The sequence below is a fragment of the Flaviflexus equikiangi genome (genome assembly GCF_014069875.1).
In the GTDB taxonomy this organism is placed as follows: domain Bacteria; phylum Actinomycetota; class Actinomycetes; order Actinomycetales; family Actinomycetaceae; genus Flaviflexus; species Flaviflexus equikiangi.
On sequence record NZ_CP059676.1, the window covers coordinates 1,924,114 to 1,945,837 of the forward strand.

At 64.5% G+C, this 21,724-nt stretch carries 26 protein-coding genes; 10 read left to right on the forward strand and 16 right to left on the reverse strand.

Annotation, left to right across the window (positions count from 1 at the left end; translation table 11 throughout):
* Window positions 1-14: 14 nt before the first annotated feature.
* Genes H2O75_RS08860 through H2O75_RS08870 form a run of 3 tightly spaced genes read right to left on the reverse strand, consistent with a single transcriptional unit; the run spans window position 15 to window position 4,245 of the window.
* Window positions 15-1,595 (reverse strand): S1C family serine protease, encoded by a 1,581-nt coding sequence (locus H2O75_RS08860; protein ID WP_182171027.1) that lies wholly within the window; start codon window positions 1,593-1,595, stop codon window positions 15-17.
* 56 nt (window positions 1,596-1,651) lie between these two features.
* The gene (gene menD / locus H2O75_RS08865; protein WP_182171031.1) at window positions 1,652-3,259 is read right to left on the reverse strand and encodes a 2-succinyl-5-enolpyruvyl-6-hydroxy-3-cyclohexene-1-carboxylic-acid synthase; all 1,608 of its coding nucleotides are present in this window, start codon (window positions 3,257-3,259) and stop codon (window positions 1,652-1,654) included.
* Window positions 3,256-4,245, reverse strand: coding sequence for an o-succinylbenzoate synthase (locus H2O75_RS08870; RefSeq protein WP_182171034.1), 990 nt, complete (start codon window positions 4,243-4,245; stop codon window positions 3,256-3,258). Before H2O75_RS08870 ends, menD begins: the two co-directional genes overlap by 4 nt.
* A 33-nt stretch (window positions 4,246-4,278) precedes the next feature.
* On the opposite strand from H2O75_RS08870, the gene H2O75_RS08875 reads away from it, so the two are divergent.
* The 3 genes from H2O75_RS08875 to H2O75_RS08885 are packed head-to-tail and all read left to right on the forward strand — an operon-like array spanning window position 4,279 to window position 7,204.
* Complete coding sequence (locus tag H2O75_RS08875; protein ID WP_182171037.1) at window positions 4,279-5,259, forward strand: 1,4-dihydroxy-2-naphthoyl-CoA synthase; 981 nt, start codon at window positions 4,279-4,281, stop codon at window positions 5,257-5,259.
* The gene (locus tag H2O75_RS08880; RefSeq protein WP_182171040.1) at window positions 5,256-6,332 is read left to right on the forward strand and encodes an AMP-binding protein; all 1,077 of its coding nucleotides are present in this window, start codon (window positions 5,256-5,258) and stop codon (window positions 6,330-6,332) included. The genes H2O75_RS08875 and H2O75_RS08880 overlap by 4 nt, the downstream gene beginning before the upstream one ends.
* Window positions 6,332-7,204, forward strand: a complete 873-nt coding sequence (locus tag H2O75_RS08885) for a 1,4-dihydroxy-2-naphthoate polyprenyltransferase (protein ID WP_182171043.1) — start codon at window positions 6,332-6,334, stop codon at window positions 7,202-7,204. Before H2O75_RS08880 ends, H2O75_RS08885 begins: the two co-directional genes overlap by 1 nt.
* On the opposite strand, the gene H2O75_RS08890 is transcribed toward H2O75_RS08885, so the two are convergent.
* Window positions 7,201-7,458, reverse strand: coding sequence for a DUF4229 domain-containing protein (locus H2O75_RS08890; RefSeq protein ID WP_182171046.1), 258 nt, complete (start codon window positions 7,456-7,458; stop codon window positions 7,201-7,203). The genes H2O75_RS08885 and H2O75_RS08890 overlap by 4 nt on opposite strands.
* 50 nt (window positions 7,459-7,508) lie before the next feature.
* Here H2O75_RS08890 and H2O75_RS08895 point away from each other — a divergent pair, with 50 nt between their 5' ends.
* Together H2O75_RS08895 and H2O75_RS08900 are read left to right on the forward strand one after the other, a co-directional pair.
* The gene (locus tag H2O75_RS08895) at window positions 7,509-7,862 is read left to right on the forward strand and encodes a PLD nuclease N-terminal domain-containing protein (RefSeq protein ID WP_182171048.1); all 354 of its coding nucleotides are present in this window, start codon (window positions 7,509-7,511) and stop codon (window positions 7,860-7,862) included.
* Entirely contained in the window at window positions 7,846-8,922 is a 1,077-nt protein-coding gene (locus H2O75_RS08900) for a hypothetical protein (protein ID WP_182171051.1), read from the forward strand. Before H2O75_RS08895 ends, H2O75_RS08900 begins: the two co-directional genes overlap by 17 nt.
* Here H2O75_RS08900 and H2O75_RS08905 read toward each other — a convergent pair.
* The 10 genes from H2O75_RS08905 to H2O75_RS08950 all read right to left on the reverse strand — a co-directional run bounded on the left by H2O75_RS08905 (window position 8,886) and on the right by H2O75_RS08950 (window position 15,354).
* Window positions 8,886-9,758 carry a hypothetical protein gene (locus H2O75_RS08905; RefSeq protein ID WP_182171054.1) on the reverse strand — a complete coding sequence of 291 codons (873 nt, stop codon included), beginning with the start codon at window positions 9,756-9,758 and terminating at the stop codon, window positions 8,886-8,888. The genes H2O75_RS08900 and H2O75_RS08905 overlap by 37 nt on opposite strands.
* Complete coding sequence (gene ccsB, locus H2O75_RS08910) at window positions 9,745-10,635, reverse strand: c-type cytochrome biogenesis protein CcsB (RefSeq protein WP_182171056.1); 891 nt, start codon at window positions 10,633-10,635, stop codon at window positions 9,745-9,747. The genes H2O75_RS08905 and ccsB overlap by 14 nt, the downstream gene beginning before the upstream one ends.
* Window positions 10,632-12,155, reverse strand: a complete 1,524-nt coding sequence (resB, locus tag H2O75_RS08915; RefSeq protein ID WP_240161803.1) for a cytochrome c biogenesis protein ResB — start codon at window positions 12,153-12,155, stop codon at window positions 10,632-10,634. Before resB ends, ccsB begins: the two co-directional genes overlap by 4 nt.
* Window positions 12,155-12,916, reverse strand: coding sequence for a cytochrome c biogenesis CcdA family protein (locus H2O75_RS08920; RefSeq protein WP_182171060.1), 762 nt, complete (start codon window positions 12,914-12,916; stop codon window positions 12,155-12,157). Before H2O75_RS08920 ends, resB begins: the two co-directional genes overlap by 1 nt.
* Window positions 12,913-13,449: a TlpA family protein disulfide reductase gene (locus H2O75_RS08925; RefSeq protein ID WP_182171062.1), complete on the reverse strand. Its 537-nt coding sequence runs from the start codon at window positions 13,447-13,449 to the stop codon at window positions 12,913-12,915. Before H2O75_RS08925 ends, H2O75_RS08920 begins: the two co-directional genes overlap by 4 nt.
* Window positions 13,449-14,120: a histidine phosphatase family protein gene (locus H2O75_RS08930; RefSeq protein WP_182171064.1), complete on the reverse strand. Its 672-nt coding sequence runs from the start codon at window positions 14,118-14,120 to the stop codon at window positions 13,449-13,451. The genes H2O75_RS08925 and H2O75_RS08930 overlap by 1 nt, the downstream gene beginning before the upstream one ends.
* A gap of 38 nt (window positions 14,121-14,158) precedes the next feature.
* Window positions 14,159-14,626: a MarR family winged helix-turn-helix transcriptional regulator gene (locus tag H2O75_RS08935; RefSeq protein WP_182171067.1), complete on the reverse strand. Its 468-nt coding sequence runs from the start codon at window positions 14,624-14,626 to the stop codon at window positions 14,159-14,161.
* Window positions 14,627-14,661: 35 nt separating this feature from the next.
* Window positions 14,662-14,928, reverse strand: a complete 267-nt coding sequence (locus tag H2O75_RS08940; RefSeq protein ID WP_182171070.1) for a glutaredoxin family protein — start codon at window positions 14,926-14,928, stop codon at window positions 14,662-14,664.
* 43 nt (window positions 14,929-14,971) lie between these two features.
* Window positions 14,972-15,070: a 30S ribosomal protein bS22 gene (locus H2O75_RS08945; RefSeq protein WP_005504750.1), complete on the reverse strand. Its 99-nt coding sequence runs from the start codon at window positions 15,068-15,070 to the stop codon at window positions 14,972-14,974.
* Window positions 15,071-15,144: 74 nt separating this feature from the next.
* Entirely contained in the window at window positions 15,145-15,354 is a 210-nt protein-coding gene (locus H2O75_RS08950) for a helix-turn-helix domain-containing protein (protein ID WP_182171073.1), read from the reverse strand.
* Window positions 15,355-15,536: 182 nt separating this feature from the next.
* Between H2O75_RS08950 and H2O75_RS08955 the strand changes: the two genes are divergently transcribed.
* The 3 genes from H2O75_RS08955 to radA are packed head-to-tail and all read left to right on the forward strand — an operon-like array spanning window position 15,537 to window position 18,991.
* Window positions 15,537-16,913 (forward strand): TrkH family potassium uptake protein, encoded by a 1,377-nt coding sequence (locus H2O75_RS08955; protein ID WP_259365239.1) that lies wholly within the window; start codon window positions 15,537-15,539, stop codon window positions 16,911-16,913.
* An 18-nt stretch (window positions 16,914-16,931) separates the two neighbouring features.
* On the forward strand, window positions 16,932-17,600 hold the full coding sequence (locus H2O75_RS08960) for a potassium channel family protein (protein WP_182171078.1): 669 nt from the start codon (window positions 16,932-16,934) through the stop codon (window positions 17,598-17,600).
* Window positions 17,601-17,638: 38 nt separating this feature from the next.
* Complete coding sequence (gene radA / locus H2O75_RS08965; RefSeq protein ID WP_182171081.1) at window positions 17,639-18,991, forward strand: DNA repair protein RadA; 1,353 nt, start codon at window positions 17,639-17,641, stop codon at window positions 18,989-18,991.
* A 5-nt stretch (window positions 18,992-18,996) separates the two neighbouring features.
* Here the strand turns inward: radA and H2O75_RS08970 are convergent, their stop codons facing one another.
* Window positions 18,997-19,908: a hypothetical protein gene (locus tag H2O75_RS08970; protein WP_182171084.1), complete on the reverse strand. Its 912-nt coding sequence runs from the start codon at window positions 19,906-19,908 to the stop codon at window positions 18,997-18,999.
* 67 nt (window positions 19,909-19,975) lie between these two features.
* On the opposite strand from H2O75_RS08970, the gene H2O75_RS08975 reads away from it, so the two are divergent.
* Window positions 19,976-20,839, forward strand: a complete 864-nt coding sequence (locus H2O75_RS08975) for an iron-sulfur binding domain-containing protein (RefSeq protein WP_182171086.1) — start codon at window positions 19,976-19,978, stop codon at window positions 20,837-20,839.
* Window positions 20,836-21,222 carry a hypothetical protein gene (locus H2O75_RS08980; RefSeq protein ID WP_182171089.1) on the forward strand — a complete coding sequence of 129 codons (387 nt, stop codon included), beginning with the start codon at window positions 20,836-20,838 and terminating at the stop codon, window positions 21,220-21,222. Before H2O75_RS08975 ends, H2O75_RS08980 begins: the two co-directional genes overlap by 4 nt.
* Here H2O75_RS08980 and H2O75_RS08985 read toward each other — a convergent pair.
* A complete protein-coding gene (locus H2O75_RS08985; RefSeq protein ID WP_182171092.1) occupies window positions 21,209-21,724 on the reverse strand; it encodes an amino-acid N-acetyltransferase in 516 nt (171 codons plus the stop codon). The two genes, H2O75_RS08980 and H2O75_RS08985, sit on opposite strands and share 14 nt — an antisense overlap.

The following is a 21,724-nucleotide window of genomic DNA, read 5'->3' on the forward strand; positions in this document are numbered from 1 at the left end:
CCGGCCACCAAGCCTTATTCGCGCTGACCGAGAACGAGCTCGATCTCGGTGACGCTGCCGTCGCGCGCGACCTCGAGGACGACCGTCTCGCCAGGAGCATACTGGCGGACGTATCCGGTCAGTGCCGTATTGGAGGCCAGCGGATGTCCGTTGATGGACAGGATGGCGTCGCCGCTCTGCAGGCCGTACTGCTCTGCGGGGGAACCGGCAGAAACTTCGACGACCCTGGCCGCAACCTGGTTGGTGCCATCGAGGGTGACGACCTCTGAGGTTGTCGTCACGCCGATGAACGCGTGGTCGACCGTGCCATCGTCGAGAAGATCATCGACGACCCGATTGACGAGGTCGATGGGGATGGCGAAGCCGAGGCCGATAGAGCCCGAGGTGCCTCCGTCGGTCGAGGAGAGGGAAGCAATCGACGAGTTGATGCCGATGACTTCACCGTCGGCGTTGAAGAGCGGCCCGCCGGAGTTGCCGGGGTTGATTGCGGCATCGATCTGGATCGCGTTCGTCACGACCGCGTCTGACGCCGAGTCTTCTCGTGTCACCACGGGTCGATCGAGGGCGGAGATGATGCCGGTGGTCACTGTCGAGGACAGGCCGAGCGGATTGCCGATGGCGACGACGGGCTCACCCACGACGAGGTTGTCCGAGCTTCCGAGGGTTGCTGGTGTGAGCCCGGCAGGCACTTCGTCGAGGAGCAGCACGGCAACGTCTGTCGACGCGTCTGATCCGACGACCTGGGCGGACAGGATGGTGCCGTCCGAGAGGGTGACCTGGATCTGGCGGGAACCGGCAATGACGTGGTGGTTGGTCACGATGTGGCCCTCGGCGTCGATGATGACACCCGAGCCTGTTGATGCCGATGACTCCGAGGACGATTCGATCGCGACGACGGAGGGCTGGACCTGTTCTGAGATCGCGGCCCAGTTCACCCCGTTATCGGACGAGACCGTCCGCACCTCTGTGGACTGCTGGGTCGCAGTCTCGTTCGAGGTCGGTTCGATGAGCCCGTACATGATTCCTGCGCCTCCCGCGCCTCCGAGGAGTGCGGCAACGAGGGCGACTGCGGCCGTGGCCGACAGGGAGGACTTGCGCCTCGCGGGCGGCTGACCGGGCCAGTAGGGAGCGGCAGGGCCGCCCTGGGCGCCGGGACGCGGCTGGAACGGTGCAGTGCCGTCGAAGCGCGGTCCGCTTGCCGTCCCGGGCGCTGACTGCCCCGCTATCGGGGGCCCTGACGGCGGGATGTGGCCCGAGGGGGCGCTTGGGGCCGGATGTTGAGCGTGGGCTCCCGTGTACGGTGCGGGCGCTTGCTGACCGGATGCCGGGGGCGGTGCGTAGCGGTTGAAGGAATGGTAGGCGGCAGTATCGTGTCGCGGCAGAGCACCTGTCTCACCCTGTCCTGCCGAGGTCGAACCGGAGTCTCCGAGCCGTGGCGCCCGATGCTCGGGGACCGCCGGAGGTGTCGTCTGCTCGGAGGCGCCCTCGGCGTTCACTCCGTCGCCGATGCTCTTCCCATCGTTCCCAGCCCGACCAGTATCGGGTTGCTTTCCATCCCGTCCATAGGGCCATTCGCCGAAATCGTTGTTCGACATGAGACGTCCTTTCGTCGTTCGCTATGGACAGTTAACTCCCCGCCACTGCGGAATTACTACATGTTTCCTGATGACTTGCTGACACTCGCGGCCGCAGCATCGAGCATTGCCGACGCGAGCTGGTCTCGCCTGGCCCGCACGTGCTCGACCGGGCGTTCGCAGGCGACACGGATGACTCTGCCCGCAGGCGGCTCGCGGAGGACACTCTCGAGGTCGTCCAACGAACCGACGGTCATCCCCTCCCATCCGAACGCTTTCGCGGCGGCGACGATATCGATGTCTTTCGCGGTGCGGAACACCCGATCGAACGTGGATTCGTAGCGTTTCGCCCCGTGCTCGAGAGTGGCGAAGATCCCGCCCCCACCATCATCGAGGACGACGACATCGATGGGCGGTTCGTCTTGGCCGCGAGTCCTCACCAGGCTTCCGAGATCGTGGACGAAAGTCAGATCGCCGAGAGCCGCCTTCATCCCGTTCAGGACGCCTGCCATGCCGCGTGCCGTGGCGATCGTGCCGTCGATACCGGCAAGGCCCCTGCTGGCATGAAATCGGGCTTGCGGGTAGCCGGCCAGGAGATCGACATCGCGAACAATGTTCGAAGCCCCGAGGAACCAGTCCCCCTCGGCGTCCGCGATCACGGCGCTGGCCGTCAGCGCATCCAAGTCATCGCCGAGCGCGTCGCGCCCTGCGACGTAGGCAGCATCACCGGCACGCTGCCAGGCCGCCAGCCAATCGCCCTGGGGCTCCAGGGACGGCATCATGTCCAGCACTCTGGCAACCCTGCCCGGATCGGTCGGTACCGGCTCGGTCCGGACCGAGATGACCTCGATGTCGGATCGTGACATGAGGGCGGTGATCGGACGCGACAGGGTCGGATGACCGACGATGATGACTCGCTCGATCTCGTCGGCGAACAGTCCCGCGACGAGGCGTGCGGCGGGGATCGCTCCCGGCAGGCTCCTCTCCCCGGCTGCCGGTTCGGCAAGGATGGGCACGCTTCCGCGGCCGGTGCGATGCAGGAGCTCTGCGTGGGGTGTCCCGGGGCCTGCGACGATCACCGTGGGGCGACTATCGAGATGTTCGGGTTCCCATTCGTGTGACGGCACAGTGAACTGTCCGATCGGCGGGCGGTCGGGGAACGATGGCGTGTCGGGGGTGAGAGGCACATCGAATGAGACGTTGATGTGGACGGGACCGCGCCACACGACATCGAGGAGTCCTGCCAGGTGTTGGGGCTGTCCGGCGATGTCGTCTGCCGATACGTCGATCTCGCCGACGAGACCAGGCCCCAGGAGGCCCACCTGATCGGTTGTCTGGTTGGCCCCGCTCCCCCTCATCCACGCCGGACGATCCGCCGTCAGGGCGATGAGAGGCACGCCCGAATGGTAGGCCTCGATGACGGCCGGGTGCAGGTTGGCGACCGCCGAGCCCGACGTCGTCACGACGACGGCGGGAACCCCGGAGGCCTTGCCGAGTCCGAGCGCAAGGAAACCTGCGGCCCTCTCATCGGTCTCCACATGGAGGGCGATCGAGCCCTGGACCTCGAGTTCTCGCAGCGCGTAGGCGAGTGGGGCGGAACGCGAACCGGGGCAGAGGACGGCGTGTCGGACTCCGATGGAGAGGAGGCTCGTGAGGAGGGCTGTCGCGCCCGCCTGGGCGCTCACAGCGCGCCGCCCGTGATGTCGGAGACGTTCCGTGTCGCGGCCAGGTGATCCCACATGTCGCGCAGGCGTGTCGCCCAGCGGGCTTCAAGCTCTTCGTCGACAGGCTCGATGGTGTCGGGATCGATGTCTCGCACGGGCAGCTCCCCCGCGGTCGGCACGAGACGATCCGATGTCACGTCATGTTCGAACAGCTGCACGGTCGCAAGCCCGCATGCATAATTCAGCTCGGGGAGGCTGGCCGCGAGCGCCACTCCCGCCCGGATCCCGACGGATGATTCGAGGGCGGAGGAGACCACGACCGGAAGCCCGATGTCTTGTGCGAGTCTGAGACAGGCGCGCACCCCGCCCAGCGGTTGGACCTTGCAGACGATGAGGTCAGCGGCGTCGTGTTTCGCGACCCGGTAGGGGTCTTCGGCGCGTCTGATGGATTCATCGGCGGCGATGGGAACGGCGACTGCCTTGCGCACGGCGGCGAGATCCTCGACTATCGATACGGGCTGTTCCACGTACTCGAGTCCTCCGGCTGCCCTGTCGAGGAGCGGGATGGAGTGGATGGCGGCGTTCCTGTCCCATCCGGCGTTGGCATCTATTCGTATCTTTCCGTCGAAGACGTCTCGAACGGCCGCGATCCTGTCGAGGTCGTCGTCGAGGCTCTGCCCCTTCTCTGCGACTTTGATCTTTGCCGTCCCACAGCCGCCGCGGCGGGCGATGATCGCTTGGGCCTTCTCCGGGGTGGTGGCGGGCACGGTCACGTTGACGGGGATGCTGGCACGCACCGGTTCGGGATATCCGACATAGGCGGATTCGAGGCCTGCCGCGAGCCACGCCGATGATTCTGGAATGTCGTAATCCCAGAAGGGGGAGACCTCGGACCATCCGGCGGGGCCCTCGATGAGGACGCCGTCGCGGTAGTCGAGACCCCGGAAACGGGTCGTCATCCGGGTCCGGTACACGCGGTGGGCAAACGGGAGGCTGGTAGCACGCATGATGTAAGCCTAGCGAAGTGGCACAATAGCGCCATGACGCTTTCTCTTCCCGTGTCCGTGTCCGAGACGTTCGATCCGAGTCGATGGCGGGAGGTTGACGGTTTCCCACTGTCTGACATCACCTACCATCGCGGGGTTGAGCGCAGCTTCGAGGGTGGCGCGATCGTGTCCGAGCGGGACCTCCCGATCGTCCGCATCGCGTTCAACCGTCCCGAGGTTCGTAACGCTTTCCGCCCAGAGACAGTGGACGAGCTCTACCGTGCGCTCGATCATGCCAGGCTCACTCCCGATGTCGGTGCCGTTATTCTGACAGGCAATGGACCATCCGCGAAGGACGGCGGGTGGGCGTTCTGCTCCGGCGGCGATCAGCGCATCCGAGGCAACGACGGGTATCGGTATGACGGCGGTGAGACGTCCGCGGAGCATGCGAAGACGCGGGACACGATCAACCCGCAGAAGGCTGGCAGGCTCCACATTCTCGAAGTCCAGCGTCTCATTCGGACAATGCCGAAGGTCGTCATTGCTGCCGTGTCGGGATGGGCGGCGGGTGGCGGCCATTCCCTCAATGTCGTGTGCGATCTCTCGATCGCCTCGATCGAGCATGGCCGGTTCAAGCAGACAGATGCTGACGTGGGCTCTTTCGATGGCGGATACGGTTCCGCGCTTCTCGCCCGCCAGGTCGGGGACAAGCGGGCACGGGAGATCTTCTTCCTCGCCCGCGAGTATTCTGCTGGGGATGCGGCATCGTGGGGCGTGGTCAATGAGGCCGTCCCGCACGCTGAACTGGAGGCGAAGGCGTGGGAGTACGCCGAGACTGTGATCGGGAAGTCTCCCCAGGCTATTCGCATGCTCAAGTTCGCGTTCAATCTGGCCGATGATGGTATCGCCGGTCAGCAGGTGTTCGCCGGTGAGGCGACCAGGCTCGCGTACATGACCGCCGAGGCCGCGGAGGGTCGAGATTCCTTCCTCGAGAAGCGCGCTCCCGACTGGTCGCCCTTCCCCTATTACGCATGATTCTCGAAGGCGGTACCGACCCGCAGAATGTCCTTGCCCTGGCGGACGCCGCCGCGCGCTCGCTCTCCGATCACCGCCGCGGGCTTCTCCCCGAACCCATCATGCTGGTCGAGCCGGGCGTGTCCGTGCCGGAGGTCGAGTCCCGGCCTGGCACGGCATTCCTCGTCCGCACATCGGGTTCCAGCTCGGGGACCGGCAAGCTTGTCGAGCTGCCCTGGGATTCGATCATCGCCTCCGCCTCCGCCACGACGGAGGCCCTGGGAGGACCTGGACGGTGGCTGGCCACGCTGCCTGTCCACCACGTTGCCGGCCTCCAGACGGTCCTCCGTTCGATCATCGCAGGTGTCGCCCCGCTCCCCTACCGCCTTGGAGATGACATCCCGGACGGCCGAACCTACCTGTCCCTCGTGCCCACCCAGCTTCGCCGGGTTCTCGGCAATCCTGACTGGCTCGAGCGCGCCGCGGCCGTGGATGCGATCCTCGTCGGCGGCCAGTCCACTCCCCCGATCCTCCTCGAGCAGGGACGCGCCGCAGGCCTCACGCTGGTCACCACATACGGGATGACCGAGACGTGCGGCGGCTGCGTGTATGACGGCACTCCCATCGGATCCACGGCAATTGCCCTTGAGGACGGCCGGATCATCATCGAGGGCCCCGTCGTCGCCCTGGGGTATGCGGGAGGGGAAGCCTTCGGCGGTCGATTCGTCACGAACGATGCTGGGCGGATCACGGATCGTCTGACCGTGCTCGGCAGGGTCGATGACGCGATCACCACCGGCGGCTTGACGATCATGCCGGTGCTCCTCGAAGACCTTGTCGCGGATCTCTTCTCTCTCGCCTCTGTCGGGCTCGGCGTCCGCGATGATGAATGGGGTGAACGTCTCGTCCTCGTCACCGACGGGAAGGCTGACGCGCGAAAGATCCGCCGTCACGCCAAGACTCACCTGGGTGCGGAGTATGCCCCGAAAGAGGTGATATCGGTTGCTGATCTGGGCCTCGACCATCTCCCGCTCACCGACTCCGGTAAAGTGGATCGCCGTGCACTTGCACAGATTCTTGAGGAGAGACCGTAGTGGCATCGTTTGGTGACTGGATCGAGGGCGCGCGCCTGCGCACCCTGCCCGCAGCTGTCGCACCCGTCCTCATCGGCACGGGTGCCGCATATCAGGTGGGTTCGGGATCTCTGGCGCGGGCGATGCTCGCGGCGGGAGTCGCTCTCTCCTTCCAGATCGGGGTGAACTTCGCCAACGACTACTCGGATGGGATTCGCGGCACGGACGACGTTCGCACCGGCCCTCCGCGCCTCACGGGCGGCGGTCTCGTCAAACCATCGACAGTCAAGGCGGCGGCGATTACGGCACTCGGGGTCGGTTGCCTTCTCGGTCTTCTCCTTATCGCACTGTCTGGCGCCTGGATCCTGCTCGCGGCGGGAGCCATCGCCGTCATCGCCGCCTGGTTCTATACGGGAGGCAGCCGCCCTTACGGGTATATGGGATTGGGTGAAGTCTTCGTCTTCGTCTTCTTCGGCCTCATGGCGACGCTGGGAACGACATGGACCCAGGCGGGGCAGCTGCCCGCCTCGTCCTGGCTCGGCGCTGTCGGGGTGGGCCTGATCGCCTGCGCCCTTCTCATGATCAACAACATTCGGGATATTCCGACCGATTCGCTCGTCGGCAAGAACACGCTCGCGGTCCGTATGGGGGAACGCAACGCCCGACTGACGTTCGTCGCGATGCTGGTCGTCCCGCTTCTCCTCGCGCTGATCATCGCGCTGACGGCGCCGTGGGCGCTCCTCGTCTTCCTGCTCGTGCCCGCTGTCGCAGCGCAATCGCGTCGGGTTCTCTCGGGTGCCAGCGGACGCGATCTTATCGCGGTTCTTCGCGGCACCGGCCTGATCGAACTGGGCTACGGCATCCTGCTTCTGATCGGCCTCACCCTCGCCTAGGACTGAGCGGAACCGTCCTCGACGGCCTCATCCGACTCGGTGTCAGGTGTGCGGGAGGGCTTGCGGCGTGTGAGCGCCTCGAGGCTCCCAGCCGCCGCCTGGCTCTGCGCGGGGAAGAAGATGAAGCCGACCATGGCGCCGCACAGAATCGCCGCGAAGGCGAGAAGATACGATCGCATGCCGAGCAGGTAGAAGGCGCCCGCGAAGGCTGCGATGAGTGCGATCCGGAGGGCCGTGTATTTGAGGATGGTCACCCGTCAAGCGTACCGTGACCGTGACCAGGTGAATCGCCTATGCTAGAAGTGTGCCTAGACTGATCGCCGTGATAGTTCTCGTCGCCATAGTGGTGTACGCCTTTATTGTTGCGCTTCGGATGAACCCGAAGCGCACACCCGCTGGTATCAACAAGTGGGTGTGGGTGATCTTCACGATTCTTCCCCCGATCGTCGGTTCGATCATCTTCCTCGTCGCGAACTACATGATGAATGCGAAGCAGCGCCCTGCAGGCGGGAGGCAGCCTCGAGGGCCCCGGCCCCGGGATCGCGGCCCCATCGCACCGGATGACGATCCCGAGTTCCTCAAGGGCCTCGAAGAAGAGCTCCGCCGTGCACAGTACGACAAGAAGCTGCGAGAACACGAGGATGACACCGACTCCTGAGCTCGATGCGAAGGTGATGATCGGCGCCCCGATCGCAGCCTTCACAGCCGTTGTCCTGGCGGGCCTGGCCTGCTGCGCCATGTCCGGGACCATTCCGGCAGTCAGCGCGGTGACCGGTGAGCCGATACCGTTCCTTCTCGGGGCCCTCCTCGTCACGCTCGGGGCGTTCGGAGGCTTCGTCTCTGTCGATCTCGGCTCCGCATCACCCGCTGTCGATCTCACGTTCCTCACCATTCCCTTCATCTTCACCGCGGTAGCGGTGATGATTCTCTTCCGCCTGCACCGAACATCGGAGATCAGGCAGCCACTGGATCTCCCTGATCGGCTCGCGGTCTGCGCCTGCTCGGGGATGGTGCTCCTCATCTGTTCGGTGGCGGCCTGGTTCCTCGCAACAGCGCTTGATCCCGCGAGCGAAAGAGCATCCTTCTCCTCGAACGTCTTCCTCCTCGCGACGGGCTCTCTCGCGATCGCCAGCCTGGCTGCCTTGGCTGGACGCAGCAGCGCATATCGAAGCTATCCCGCGTGGTCTTTCACCTCCGCCTACTGTCTCGCAGCGGGTCTCCCCCTCGCCATCATCGTCTGCGTGCTTCTCACGGTCTCGTACGAGTGGGGCGCGTCTTCGTGGCTCCTTCTCGGAAACATTGCCGTCCTCGCCTGGATTGCGATCCTTGGCGGCGTCGCGAACTGGGATCTGTCGCTGGCCCCTCTCGGAGGCCCGCAGTCATCGGGGTTCAACCTCATCATCGCCGCGCACGAGGGCATCTGGACGATCATCGGCCTGCCCCTCGGTGCACTGTCGATCATGTTTGCCACCATCGCGTGGCGCCGGTCGTGCATGACAGTGAAGCGATCCGCGCTTCCTCTCGCCTTCGGGGCTGTCGCAGCTGGCTCTCTCGTGGCCGGTACGTGGGCGACTGGGTATGCAGGGGGCGAAGCTGTGACTGCGATCGCCCTCTCGTCGCCGTTCAATGTGGCGATCATGATGGGAATCGGGTGGCTGATCGATACTCTTGCCCGGCTCGGCTACAGCTCTGAGCTGGCCACCCACGCGCAGCGATAGTCAGTCCACCGCGTCACATCCCCGCCGTCGAGGAGGAAGACCATCCGCTCATACTCGCCATAGATCTCGGGATTAGCCGTTCTATCGGGGAGTGGGAAGAGCGCGAACTCGTCATAGCCGGCTATCTCGCTCAGGCCGGGGAAGGCGTTGACCGCATCGAGCTTGACGGGGCGCTGTGTGAGAGCGGCGTCTATTTCCTCGATACTGGTTGCGCAGTGCGATGCGCCGCCGTGCTCATCGATCCGCACCGGCACCCCCTCGGGCATGCCGACCTCGATGGTGTCGGAGAGACCATCGGACGTCGTCGTCATCGAGAAGCCGCCCTCGATAGCCGAGACGTGCTCGAGCGGCCCCGTCGGCACGTAGAACGACTGCCCGATATTCTCCTCTGAGTAGGTGAGGAACATGACCGCGGTGGAGGACTCGTCTGATGTGGTGGGGGTCGTGTCAGCGCCGGTGACGTGCTGGTCGAGGACGATCATCGCGTCCTGGAAGCCATCACCGTTCGCATCCGAGAAATATCGGTCCTCGATCTCGACCGTGATGGGGACCGTGCCGGACCCGGTCACGAACTCGAGCTCAGCCTTCCCCTCGCGGAAGGTGAGAGCCTGGTCGAATCCTTCCGTCACGTCCTCGACGGGGGCCTCGAGAACGGTGACGTCCAGGCTCATATTGTCGATGTCGAGCCCCGTGATCTCAGCGGTTCCCGGGCCGACCGTGGTCACCTCCTGCGGCGGGTCCGGCAGGACGAGCCACCGCGCCTTGAGGTCCTCGCCCGCCCCGCATGCGGAGAGTGCGAGGACACCGGCAGCGATCAGGAGCCTAGACCCCCGCATAGGAGTGCATGGAATCGGCAAAGAAGTTGACGACGACGTAGTTGATGAAGAGCGCGATGATGCCGATGACGTTGAGCCAGGCCGCCCTCTTCCCTTCCCACCCGCGTGTTGCTCGAGCATGGAGGTAGGCACCATAGAAGCCCCAGACGACGAGCGACATCGTCTCTTTCGGGTCCCAGTTCCACGGCCGGCCCCACGCGTGCTCCGCCCAAATCGCGCCCGCGATGAGAGTGAAGGTCCACAGCAGGAAGCCGATCACGGTGATCCGGAACGCTCCCTGTTCGAGCTCGTCAGCGCCCGGCAGGGAACGCCACCGGCTCTTGCTCTCCTCGACAACGGCCGTACCGCCCGCTCCGACAGCAGCGGTCTCTCGTGCCTCGGAACGCAGCTGGACGAGCTGGAGGACTGACATGAGGGCAGCGAAGGCGAACAATCCCATCGCCAATGTTGCTGTCGAGACGTGGATGACAAGCCAGTAGTTGTCGAGAATGGGTGGCGTGCCCTGGACGCGGACGTAGAGGACCGCGACGGCGACACCCAGGGAGAGCAAGGCCAGCCCGCTCACGAAGGTTCCCAGAACTCGGAGGTCACGGTCTCGCGCCAGGACGAGGTAGGCCGCTACCGCCACACACGTGAAGGTCAGCGTGAACTCGTACATGTTCGCCCACGGCACGCGACTGGCGGCGACACCTCGGGTGATCGTGCCGAGAAGGTGCAGGGCGAAGGCGAGAGTCGTGACCGACATGCCGATGTTGGCAGCCTTGCGCGTGCCCGCCTTGTCGGCGGATGAGAAGTCGATGGCGAATGCGACCATGGCGATCGTATATGCCGCCATCGCACCGTAGACCAGGATGAGGCTGGCGCTTTCAAGATTCATGAGTCCTCCTTGAGGGCTAGCGTAGCGGACACGAGCGACTCGAGACCGGAATCGCCCTTCCGTCCGATGGCGGCGGCGTGGACGGTGCCGTTGTCGTAGCGCACCCAGACGCGCCGACTCGGGACGAGAAGCGATGTGGCAAGCCCTCCCAGGCCGAGAACGGCAAAGATCAGCATCCATCCCAGCGTGGGGTCGTAGCGCATGTCGAGCGCCGCGAAACGAGCAAGCTCGACGAACTCGATCGTTCCGTTGCCGCCCGGAATCTCCGCGGACTCACCGAGTGGAAGCGTTGTCAGCACACCCACCTCGGTCTGGCCCACGGGCTCGGTCACGAGCTCCATGTTCTCCGTATCGAGGAAATAGACGTTCTGCGGGACACCGTCATCCAAACCCAGATCGCCCACCCATGTCGTGGTGACCAGCACCGGGTTGAGAGCATCCGGGTTGATGGAGACGAGGACACCGTCCTGTGTCTGGGCGGTGGGGAAGAGCGTCGCCTGGAACCCGAGCTGATCGCCCTCCGTCACATCCGGGACCTTGATGACACCGGTCGAGATATACGTCTGGGTGATATCCGGCAGGACGACATACTCGTCGAAGACAACGCTGCCCGCGGAATCGGTGACGCGGATGCGGGGGGCGTAGCCGTTGCCCGAGAGGTACACGTTCGTGCCATCGATATCGAGGGGCTCGTTCGGGCGGATCGTCGCCGCCTCCTCCGAATCGTTCATGAGGATCGTGACGTCTGCGGCGAATGCTGACGGGGAGCCGTCCTCATAGAACTCCGGAGTCATCGAGTTCAAGGTGATCCGGTAGGGCGGGAGGGACTCCTCGTCGACGAGGATCCCGCGTTCGAACGTGTCGTACGTGAGGACGGAGTTCGTGAAGGTCTCTCCCTCGACGATGATGGCCTGCCCGCGGAAGGAGAGTGCCTGCGACAGCCCGAAGACGATGAGGAGACCGAGGAGTGACATGTGGAACACGAGGTTGCCGGCCTCCCGGAGGTAACCGTTCTGGGCTGAGATCCCGCCGTCCCTGCGCACCGTGCGGAACCCTCGCAGGTTCTTCTCGACCCTGTCATAGGCCTCGGATTCGGACAGCGACGTCTCCCGTGACGCATACGATTCGTAGCGGGACAGTCGTGCGGGAACACGGCCCGGCCCCGCCTTGATGTCTCGGGCAAGCGTGAACGATCTCGGCACGATGCATCCGACAAGAGACACGAAGAGAAGAATGTAGATCGCGGCGAACCATGGCGCCGTCAGAATGTTGAAGAACCCGAGAGCATCGAGAATGTTTCCCCACAGTCCGTTCGACTCGATCCATTCCCGCGCGAGGACGGGATCCTGGCGCTTCTGCGGCAGGATCGAGGCGGGAATGAGTGCGATCACGAGGAGGAGCAGCATGATGATGGCGTTCCTCATCGACGTGAGCTGACGCCACCCCCACCGGAGCCAGCCTGTGACGCCGATGCCGACGGGACCCGTCGGCGCGTCCCGTTCCGTGCGGACCGTTTCCATCACACCACCAATTCTGTTTGACCTGACAGGTTAGCAACCCAGTTAATAATGTCGGTCCACCATCCCGTCACCATCATGGCACCGACAGCGATGAGGGCAACACCCCCCACGATTTGGATGGTCCGGCTGTTCCTCCGCACCCAGGAGAGGATCCGGGGTGAGCGATCTACTGTCAGAGCGGCGAGGATGAAGGGCAGGCCCAAGCCCAGACAGTAGAACAGCGTGAGGATCGTGCCGCGTTGGACACTGCCAGACGAGAAGGACATGGAGAGGACTGCGGCGAGGGTGGGGCCGATGCAGGGGGTCCACCCCAAGCCGAAGACGGCGCCGAGGAGGACGGCGCCGAGGGGACCGCCCCGCTTCTGCACGGTCAGGCGCGTCGTCTTCTGCAGGAACGGCATCCCACCCAGGAACGCGACCCCCATAAGAATGATGATGACGCCGGCGACCACCATGACCGTGTCCTGGTATTGGGCGAAGCGGGCGCCCGCCGCCGCGAAGACAACTCCGAGCAGCACGAACACGGCAGAGAACCCGGCGACGAAGAGCGTGACAGAGCCCGCCAGGCGCCAGCTCCGCTTCCCGTCGGCCGCGGCAGGTGCGAGAGACGAGAAGTACCCGAGATAGCCGGGCAGGAGCGGCAGGACGCACGGTGAGGCGAAGGAGACGAGGCCCGCCACGAGCGCCGCACCGATGGCAACCAGCATGGGGCCTGTGGTGACGGCTCCCACGAACGAATCGGCGATCGCCAGCGGCGTCATAGCGTGTCGTCGATCATGCCTCGCACGATCTGCGGATCGATCTGGCCGATGAAGCGCGCAGCGGGCCTGCCCTCAGCATCGAGGATCAGGGTGGTCGGGACGGCCTGCAGCGGAACAGCCCCTTCGAGGCCGGCGATGAAGGAGCCGTTCTTCCCCTCGATCGACTGGTAGGGAGTGTCGAATGAGCGCTCGAATGCCTCTGCCGTTGCCCGATTGTCGCGCGTATTCACACCGATGACGACGATGTCGCCCTCATAGTCCTCGGCGATGGCATTGAGATCCGCCGCCTCCGCGCGGCACGGCGGACATGCCGCGTACCACGTGTTGATAAGGACCACCTGTCCGCGCAGTTCCGCCAGATCGATTTCTTCCCCGCTGAAGGTTGTGCCGACAGCATCGACCGGTGCGGATCTGTCCGCCTCGTCCCACAGCACGTAGTTGGCGTCCCCGCCCTCGTATTGGGTGCCTTCGATGGCGGAGTTGCAGGCCGCGAGGGCTGGAAGGAGGAGCAGGAGAGCGAAGCGTCGACGCACTACTCCCCCTTCGCCTCGGCGGCTGCTGAGGTGCCCGGCACCATGTCTGCGGCGGCGCCGAGAAGAGCGGCTGCCGGCTCCCAGTAGTCGAGTGCGAGGAGCTGAGTATCGGCGAAGGTGAGAGACGTGACGGACGCGAGGGAGCACTGCCTACGACGTGGGTCGTGCGCGAGAGACTTCCGTTCCACGAACCGTCTCATCGTCCATATCGGCAGCTGGTGGCTGAAAAGCACTGCCTCTCCACCGCGGGCCTCGTTCAGCGCGTGGGCGACAGCCCCGCTCATACGGCGCACGATCTCCGTGTAGGGCTCCCCCCATGACGGCCGGAATGGGTTCGCGTACCAGGCATAGAATTTGGGATGTGCGAGGATGGCACGGTTCTTGTTGACGGCAATGCCCTCGAACTTGTTGTCGGCCTCGATGAGGCGCTCGTCGACAGCGATCGGCAGTCCCGTCGCATCCGCCGTCGGCTGCGCTGTCTCCTGCGCACGCTGCAGCGGAGACGCTGCCACGTAGCGAACATCATGCCCTGACGAGAAGGCCTTTCCGACTTCCTCTCCCATGGCTCGACCGAGCTCGGTGAGGCGGAATCCCGGCCTGCGACCGTAGAGAATTCCTGTCGGATTGTCCACTTCGCCGTGGCGCACAAGGTGAATGGTCGTCAATTCCATAGGTCAACAGTGCCACACGTCCCTGGGAAAACAGAACGTCACGGGGCCGTCGTGGGTTCGTCCAGAAGCTTGGCCATGATGCGGCCGAGCGTCACCATGTCGTCGTGGCCGATCTTGTCGAGCAGGTGCGTGCGCACGGATCCCACATGATCGGGGGCGAGCTCCTGGAGGAGCGCAAAGCCAGAGTCCGTCATGCGGCAGTTGCGGCCCCTGCCATCGCCGCTGCATGCCTCGCGGACAACGTAGCCCTCCTCTTCGAGAGAGGCCACGGTCCGTGTGAGACGGCTGCGGGAATGAACGAGGTCGTCGGCAAGATCCGACATCCTCATCGTCCACCCATCGGTTTCCGACAGCCGCACGAGCACCTCGTACTTGTTGAGAGTCAACTGGTGCTGTTCGAAGAGGTCGTTCCCGATCTGTGCGCTGAGGCGCGCCGAACCGCGCAGATAATTGCGCCATGCGACCTGTTCATCAGCCGCGAGCCACTCCACATCGCTGCGTGCCATCGTGCATCACTCCTTTGGAAGCAATACTACCAAAATTAGTTGATATGTAAACTATTTCGCAGGCGGTGCCAGAGCGGCGGTTTCAGCGCTCGAGCGAGAGCGGACTTCGATGAGGTCAGTCTCGCAATGGGCCGACCTTCCCGCAACAGGACGGGAAGGTCGTCGGAATACGTCGAATAGCGAGGGTCGCTGTCGATGTCCTGCGAACACCAGACGATACCGAGCTCCGCTTCGAGCTCGGTCATGGACTGCTCTGCCTGTTCACAGAGATGGCAGCCCGGCCTCACGACAAGTGTGTACATACCAGCTGTGGGCCCGGAGAAACCGGACCCACATTCACAATGCTTACTTCTTGTTGCGACGCTGATGACGAGTCTTGCGAAGCAGCTTGCGGTGCTTCTTCTTGGACATACGCTTGCGGCGCTTCTTGATTACGGAACCCACGGGTTACCTCCAGTGTTGGGGCGGCGAACACTCCTTCGCCAATGGTCACCCGGAGATTCTACCGCGTCTTCGTCTTACGCGTGACGCTCGTCTGCGTCGTAGGCGGTTTTTGAGAGCAATTCATCAACTGCATCGGTGGGAACCCGATACGAGTTGCCCACCCGAACGGCAGGCAGATCACCGGAATGCACCATGCGGTAGACCGTCATCCGCGATACGCGTGCGAGTTCCGCAACTTCAGCCACCGTCATGAACTGCGGGGCAGACGAAGGTACCTGCGACATACATTTCCGTTCTCGTACGTGTCCCTTGCCGAGTGGCAGGGCTAACTGCGAGTTATGCTCTCGCTCATCATAGGGTACGACTTGGGAGATTGCCGACTGATTTCGCCGATCGCGCCGAATTGAGTCTCCACAGCCTCGCGAAGAGGGGTATGTTCGGATCGTTCCCACAGCGAGGAGGTGCAGTGTCTACGAAGCGTGACAAATCCCACGGAGCGGGCTTCCGCAACTATATCGACACGATGGCTCACGATAGGCCCGCCCGTCTCGTCCTTCTCGTGTTCGCCACGATCGTCGCAACGGCCACTCTTCTGCTGTGGCTGCCCTTCTCCTCGTCAGGGCCCGGTGGCGCGACTTTCATCGATGCTCTCTTCACCGCCACGTCCGCCGTCTGCGTCACGGGCCTGACCGTGGTCGACACGGCCCTTGCATGGACGACCTTCGGCCATCTCATCATCATGATCTCCATGATGATCGGCGGTCTCGGCGTCATGACACTGGCGTCGATTCTCGGCAGGGCTGTCTCCCACCGAATCGGCCTGACGCAGCGCATGCTGGCCGCCAACGAGACGAGCTCCCGCCTCGGCGAGGTCGGTTCCCTCATCACCGCGGTCCTTGTGGCATCACTGTCCGTCGAAGCAATCCTCACCATCGTCCTCCTGCCCTCTTTCATCTCGATGGGAGAGCCCCTCCTCGAAGCGATCTGGCATTCGATGTTCATGGCCGTATCGATCTTCAACAACGGCGGCTTCGTCATCCTCGAGGATGGTCTCGCCCCGATGGTGGGCGACTGGCTCTTCTGCATTCCCATCATCTTCGGCACCATCGTCGGCGCGATCGGCTTCCCCGTGATCCGCGACGTCTACCAGAACTGGCGCAAGCCCCGCTTCCTCTCCCTCCATTCGAAGCTGACCCTGACGACATACATGCTCCTGTGGGTGGGCGGGATCCTTGCCTTCTTCCTCTTCGAATGGGGCAACCCGAACAGTCTCGGCGGCCTCGAGGGCGACGACAAGATTCTTGCCGGGATCCTCCACGGCACGACAACCCGCTCGTCGGGCCTGTCCACTCTCGACATGGCCGACTTGAGCAGTTCCACCCTCTTCATCTTCGACGCCCTCATGTTTATCGGAGGCGGCTCCGCGTCGACCGCAGGCGGCATCAAAGTCGCAACCTTCGCCGTCCTCGCTCTCGCCATCATCTCCGAGGCACGCGGCGACAAGGATACCGTCGCCTTCGGCAGGCGGATCCCGAACTCTTCCCTCCGGCTCGCCGTCTCGGCAGCCTTCCTCGGTGCCACTCTTGTCGGGATAGGAACCCTCGCCCTCGTCTACATCACCAACCTGCCCCTCGAGGCGGTCCTCTTCGAGGTCATCTCCGCGTTCGCTACCTGTGGGCTGTCGATCGGGATCACGCCGGGACTGCCCACAGCCGGCAAGCTCGTCCTCATCCTTCTCATGTTCACTGGCCGCCTCGGCACGATGACTCTTGCCGCGGCCCTCGCGATCAGGGAGACGCAGCGCCAGATCCGATTCCCCGAGGAACGCCCCATCATCGGCTAGCGCCCTATGATGGTCACCATGTCACGTAAATCGCAGGACAGGCTTGGCGCCGTCCTCGTCATCGGCCTCGGCCGCTTCGGCTCCGCGGTAGCCCTCACACTCGCGGAACAGGGCAGAGAGGTGCTCGCCGTCGAGAAGGATCCCCATCTGGCCGCCCAATGGTCGCACCGCTTCACCGTCATCGAGGCGGACTCCACGTCGAAGGAAGCTCTCGAGCAGCTGGGTGCGAAAGACTTCAATGTTGCCGTTGTCGGCATCGGCTCAAGCCTCGAAGCATCCGTCCTCACGACTGCCAACCTGGTGGAGATGGGGGTCGGCGAGATCTGGGCGAAGGCCACGTCCCGCGACCATGGCCGCATCCTCGAGAAGATCGGCGCGCACAGGCGCGTGTTCCCCGAATACGATGCTGGTCGCCGCGTCGCCCACATGGTCGCCGGACGCATGATCGACTACATCGAAATGGAAGACAATTTCACGATCGTCAAGATGAGGCCCCCGCACGACCTGCGCGGCTTCACCATCGGCGAGTCGAAGGTGCGCGAGCGCTACGGGGTCAACATTCTCGGGGTCAAGTCACCCCATGAACCCTTCGAGTACGCGACCGCTGAGACGCGGATCGGCGAAGACGACCTCATCATCGTGTCGGGGAACGTCGAGCTCCTCGACCAATTCGCGTCGCGCAGGTAGCGGCCAGATTGTGCACCCCCGTTCTGTAGCCTCGTACCATGGCTAAGAATCGCTCCACCTTCGTCTGCTCCGAATGCGGATGGGACACATCGAAATGGGTTGGCCGCTGCGGTCAATGCGAGGCGTGGGGCACGATGGTCGAGAACCGACCGGTGCCCACCGCGTCGGCCCGTGCCCTCGCACCGACCTCTCCAGCCACTCCCATCACCAAGGTGCAGACAACCGCCACCGAACGGTCGACAACGGGGGTGGGCGAGCTCGATCGCGTCCTCGGCGGAGGCCTCGTACCCGGCGCCGTCATCCTCCTCGCGGGCGAACCGGGAGTCGGCAAGTCCACGCTTCTGCTCGATGTGGCGGCAGAGGTCTCTCGTCTCAACAGCCAGCCTGTTCTCTACATCTCCGGCGAGGAATCAGCATCTCAGGTGCGTCTTCGCGCGGAGCGCATCGGAGCCATGTCCGACAATCTTCATCTGGCCGCGGAGGCAGATCTCGCGACGATTATCGGACATGTCGACGCCAGCCCGCCCTCGATGCTTGTCATCGACTCCGTCCAGACGATCATGGACACGTCGGTTGATGGTGCGGCAGGTGGAGTCTCCCAGGTTCGCGCCGTCACGGCAGGCCTCGTTCATCTCGCCAAGACGAGGAATCTTCCCGTCCTGCTCGTCGGACATGTCACGAAGGATGGCTCGATCGCCGGCCCCCGCGTCCTCGAGCATCTCGTCGACGTCGTCTGCCAGTTCGACGGGGATCGCCATTCCCGTCTCAGGCTCGTGCGCGCCGTCAAGAACCGCTACGGCCCCACGGACGAAGTGGGGTGTTTCGAGCTTGTGGACGACGGCATCAACGAGCTTCCCGACCCGTCGGGCCTGTTCCTGTCGGACCGGGCGCGTACCGTACCCGGCACGTGCGTCACGATCACTCTCGAAGGCAGGCGACCGATGCCCGTCGAGATCCAGTCGCTTGCGGTGACACCCGCCGGCCCTCCGAGGCGCACAACCTCTGGCGTCGACTCGTCGCGGATCGCGATGACGGTGGCAGTTCTCCAGTCGAGACTCGGTGTCGACCTCGACCGTAAGGATATTTTCGTCTCGACTATCGGGGGCGCTCGAGCGTCCGAACCCTCGACGGATCTCGCGGCCGCTCTCTCCCTCGCCTCCGCAGTGGCTGATCTCCCGCTCGCGCCCGGGGTTGTTGCTCTTGGCGAAGTCGCCCTCACGGGCGAAGTGCGCCCCATTGTCGGCCTCGAGCAGCGCCTCGGAGAGGCTGTCCGCCTCGGATTCACGAAGGCTCTCATTCCCGCCGGAGCATCCGTCAAGATTCCGGCTGGGATGACGGTCTCGCAGGTTGCCGACGTGGCGGCGGCCGTCCGCGAGGTCCTTCCCTCCTGACGCGGCTACTCGGTTTCTCCGCCGCCTGCGGCTGGAGCACGTCCGGCTGGGTCTGTCAGCACGAACGTCTCCCTCATGGCGGGGAACGCCACGCCGTCGATGCTTCCCTCGACAACGTACGTGCCCGGGAGGGGATTGGGCAGCCCGCCTGAACATTCGGCATTCGACCTGGCGCCAGACCATTCAACAGCGATATCGGAAGAGACGCCGGGTCCGAAGACGTAGAGCATCGACTCCTGCCCGGCCGGACAGTGGGCAGATGACCAGATCTGGTCTGTTCCCGATGTCACTGTCAGCACAAGATGGTCTGATCCAGCATCGAGGGAACAGGAAGTCTCGGACGTATTCGTCACTGTCATCCCGAACGTCACGGGATAGCCCGCGAGCGCTCCTGTCCTGTTCGATTCGATCGTCACCATGCTCGGCTCGCACGGCACGACTTCGAACTTTGCTGTGTCAGCCTGCGCGACGAGGGCCTCTTCGCGCTTGTTCAGCTGGCTCTGGAAGAACAGCGCAAGCCCGACAAAGATGAGGATGAGGGTGACCGCGCCCGTGATGTAGATGGCGAGACGCTTCCGGTACGCTCTGCGGGCCGCCTCGCGCTGCGCCCGGGCAGCCTGCTCCGGGGTGGGCTTCCGGCGCGGCGGTGGCTGCCGCTTCGCGGTGCCGGCGCCCCGTGCGGGACGCTGGGCCGAGGCGGGTGGGTGCCGCTGGGTGCGCTTCGTCTGGGAGCCGGTTCGTTCGGTGGGGCGCGGTTCGGTGATCGGCTTCCCGTCGGCGCCCAGAGTGCCGGGGATCATGGTGGGGCGAGCCGGTGACGCACCGGGTGAGGACGTGCGGGAGCGACGGTCAGCACCGTTTCGCGTTCCCCCGGCCCGGGAGCTGCTCGTCCCTTTCGGGTCCTCGAAATCCTTCACCCCACTAACCTAAACGCTTCTGCCGAGAACTGCCCGATCGGCACGCCTCTGTGGCACACTGAGCACGATGTTTAGCGAGTTGACGACCTGGTTCGATGAGAACGGACGGGATCTGCCGTGGCGGCGGCCCGGCACCCCACCCTGGCATATCCTCCTGTGCGAGGTCATGAGCCAGCAGACGCCCGTCGCCAGGGTCGTCCCGGCATGGCTCGAATGGACGGAGCGGTGGCCCGCCCCGCGGGACCTTGCCGAGGCGGGGCCCGACGACGTGCTGCGGGCATGGAAGTCCCTTGGCTACCCGCGCAGGGCGCTGCGCTTGCGGGAGTGCGCGATCGCGATCGTCGAGAACCATGACGGTGCCGTGCCCTCGTCGGAGGCTGAGCTCCTCGCGCTTCCCGGTATCGGTTCATATACGGCGGCAGCGGTCGTTTCTTTCGGTTTCGGTGGCCGTGCTCTCGTCCTGGATACCAACATTCGTCGCGTGATCGGACGTCTCCATGGTCAGGCGCTGCCGCCTCCCAGCCTGACCGCTCCAGAGAGGGCACGGGCGGCCTCCCTGCTTCCAGAAGACGCTCTGGAGAGCGTGGCATGGAACGCGGCGACGATGGAGCTGGGGGCCCTCGTGTGCACGGCGCGGTCGCCCCGGTGCGATGCGTGCCCGATCGCGGAGTGGTGTGAGTGGCGGGCCGCCGATTATCCTCCGGATCGTTTCGCCCACCGCCGACGGACCCAGGCGTGGGAGGGGACGATCCGTCAGGCTCGCGGCGCGATCATGGCGGCTCTGCGAGCATCCCACGCCCCTGTTCCCGTAGCCGTTCTCCGCAGGGCAGACCCTTCCCGGATTGACGATGCTCTGGCAGGCCTCCTCGCAGACGGCCTCGTTGTCCGCGTCGATGATGAGGTGGCGCTTCCCGGTAGCCTTGGTTCATGACCCCGAACCATCGCATCATCCTCTGGTCGACTGGACTCGTCGTCCTCGGCCTGTTCCTGTCCGTCATCGGACTCATCCTCTACGAGTTCACGCCTGCGATCGACCGGACGTGGGCACCGGCGATCACCTCGATTGCGACGTTCGGGTTGACGTCTGGCGGGGTCCTCGTGATCACCCGCGCGAAGGACAGCGACTTGGCGAGTTTTGCTCGCACGATGTGGCGGTCAGTCGCCTACATCACGGCTGGCGCAGTCATCCTTGCCGCGATCGTCGCCGCTCTCATGCTGGATCCGGTGACGTCCCTCGTCGTCGCCCTCGTCGCGCTGCAGGGCCCTGTCGGCGCCTGGTTCGTGTCTCAGCAGATGGGGACTACAGCTCGCTGATGGGGGAATCGAGTTCCTTGAGCATGCGGCTGTTGCCGAGCGTGTTCGGTTTGACTCGAGCGAGTTCCAGGAACTCGGCCATGCCGTCGTCATGGGAGCGCAGCATTTCGGCAAACACGTTCTCCCCCACGGGGGTGCCCTCGATCTCCCGGTAGCCGAGACGAGAGAAGAACGGGGTTTCGAACGTCAGGCAGAAGAGCCTCTTGAGTTCCAGATCGTAGGCGCGCGCTTCGAGCGCCCGATAGAGGTCGCCGCCGAGACCGCGCCCCTGGTACTGGGGATCGACCGCCAGAGTCCTCACCTCGGCGATATCGTCCCACAGGACATGGAGGGCCCCGCAACCGATGACACGGTCTCCGTCGAGCGCGACGACGAACTCCTGGATATCTTCGAAATAGTCGATGAGGTCCTTGGAGATGAGGACGCGGTTCTCCGCGAACGGTTCGACAAGGGCAGCGATCCCGCGAGCATGCGCAGGCAGGGCGGGCCTGATAGTGATCAT

Bases quoted from the DNA above. Each gene is read 5' to 3' on its own strand.
- H2O75_RS08905 (WP_182171054.1), bottom strand. From the start codon at position 9,758: ATGCGGGGGTCTAGGCTCCTGATCGCTGCCGGTGTCCTCGCACTCTCC.
- resB (WP_240161803.1), bottom strand. From the start codon at position 12,155: ATGGAAACGGTCCGCACGGAACGGGACGCGCCGACGGGTCCCGTCGGC.
- H2O75_RS08935 (WP_182171067.1), bottom strand. From the start codon at position 14,626: ATGGCACGCAGCGATGTGGAGTGGCTCGCGGCTGATGAACAGGTCGCA.
- H2O75_RS08920 (WP_182171060.1), bottom strand. From the start codon at position 12,916: ATGACGCCGCTGGCGATCGCCGATTCGTTCGTGGGAGCCGTCACCACA.
- H2O75_RS08950 (WP_182171073.1), bottom strand. From the start codon at position 15,354: ATGTCGCAGGTACCTTCGTCTGCCCCGCAGTTCATGACGGTGGCTGAA.
- H2O75_RS08975 (WP_182171086.1), top strand. From the start codon at position 19,976: ATGTTTAGCGAGTTGACGACCTGGTTCGATGAGAACGGACGGGATCTG.
- H2O75_RS08940 (WP_182171070.1), bottom strand. From the start codon at position 14,928: ATGTACACACTTGTCGTGAGGCCGGGCTGCCATCTCTGTGAACAGGCA.
- H2O75_RS08980 (WP_182171089.1), top strand. From the start codon at position 20,836: ATGACCCCGAACCATCGCATCATCCTCTGGTCGACTGGACTCGTCGTC.
- H2O75_RS08870 (WP_182171034.1), bottom strand. From the start codon at position 4,245: ATGCGTGCTACCAGCCTCCCGTTTGCCCACCGCGTGTACCGGACCCGG.
- radA (WP_182171081.1), top strand. From the start codon at position 17,639: ATGGCTAAGAATCGCTCCACCTTCGTCTGCTCCGAATGCGGATGGGAC.
- H2O75_RS08875 (WP_182171037.1), top strand. From the start codon at position 4,279: ATGACGCTTTCTCTTCCCGTGTCCGTGTCCGAGACGTTCGATCCGAGT.
- H2O75_RS08930 (WP_182171064.1), bottom strand. From the start codon at position 14,120: ATGGAATTGACGACCATTCACCTTGTGCGCCACGGCGAAGTGGACAAT.
- H2O75_RS08880 (WP_182171040.1), top strand. From the start codon at position 5,256: ATGATTCTCGAAGGCGGTACCGACCCGCAGAATGTCCTTGCCCTGGCG.
- H2O75_RS08860 (WP_182171027.1), bottom strand. From the start codon at position 1,595: ATGTCGAACAACGATTTCGGCGAATGGCCCTATGGACGGGATGGAAAG.
- ccsB (WP_182171056.1), bottom strand. From the start codon at position 10,635: ATGAATCTTGAAAGCGCCAGCCTCATCCTGGTCTACGGTGCGATGGCG.
- H2O75_RS08960 (WP_182171078.1), top strand. From the start codon at position 16,932: ATGTCACGTAAATCGCAGGACAGGCTTGGCGCCGTCCTCGTCATCGGC.
- H2O75_RS08900 (WP_182171051.1), top strand. From the start codon at position 7,846: ATGACACCGACTCCTGAGCTCGATGCGAAGGTGATGATCGGCGCCCCG.
- H2O75_RS08985 (WP_182171092.1), bottom strand. From the start codon at position 21,724: ATGATCACTATCAGGCCCGCCCTGCCTGCGCATGCTCGCGGGATCGCT.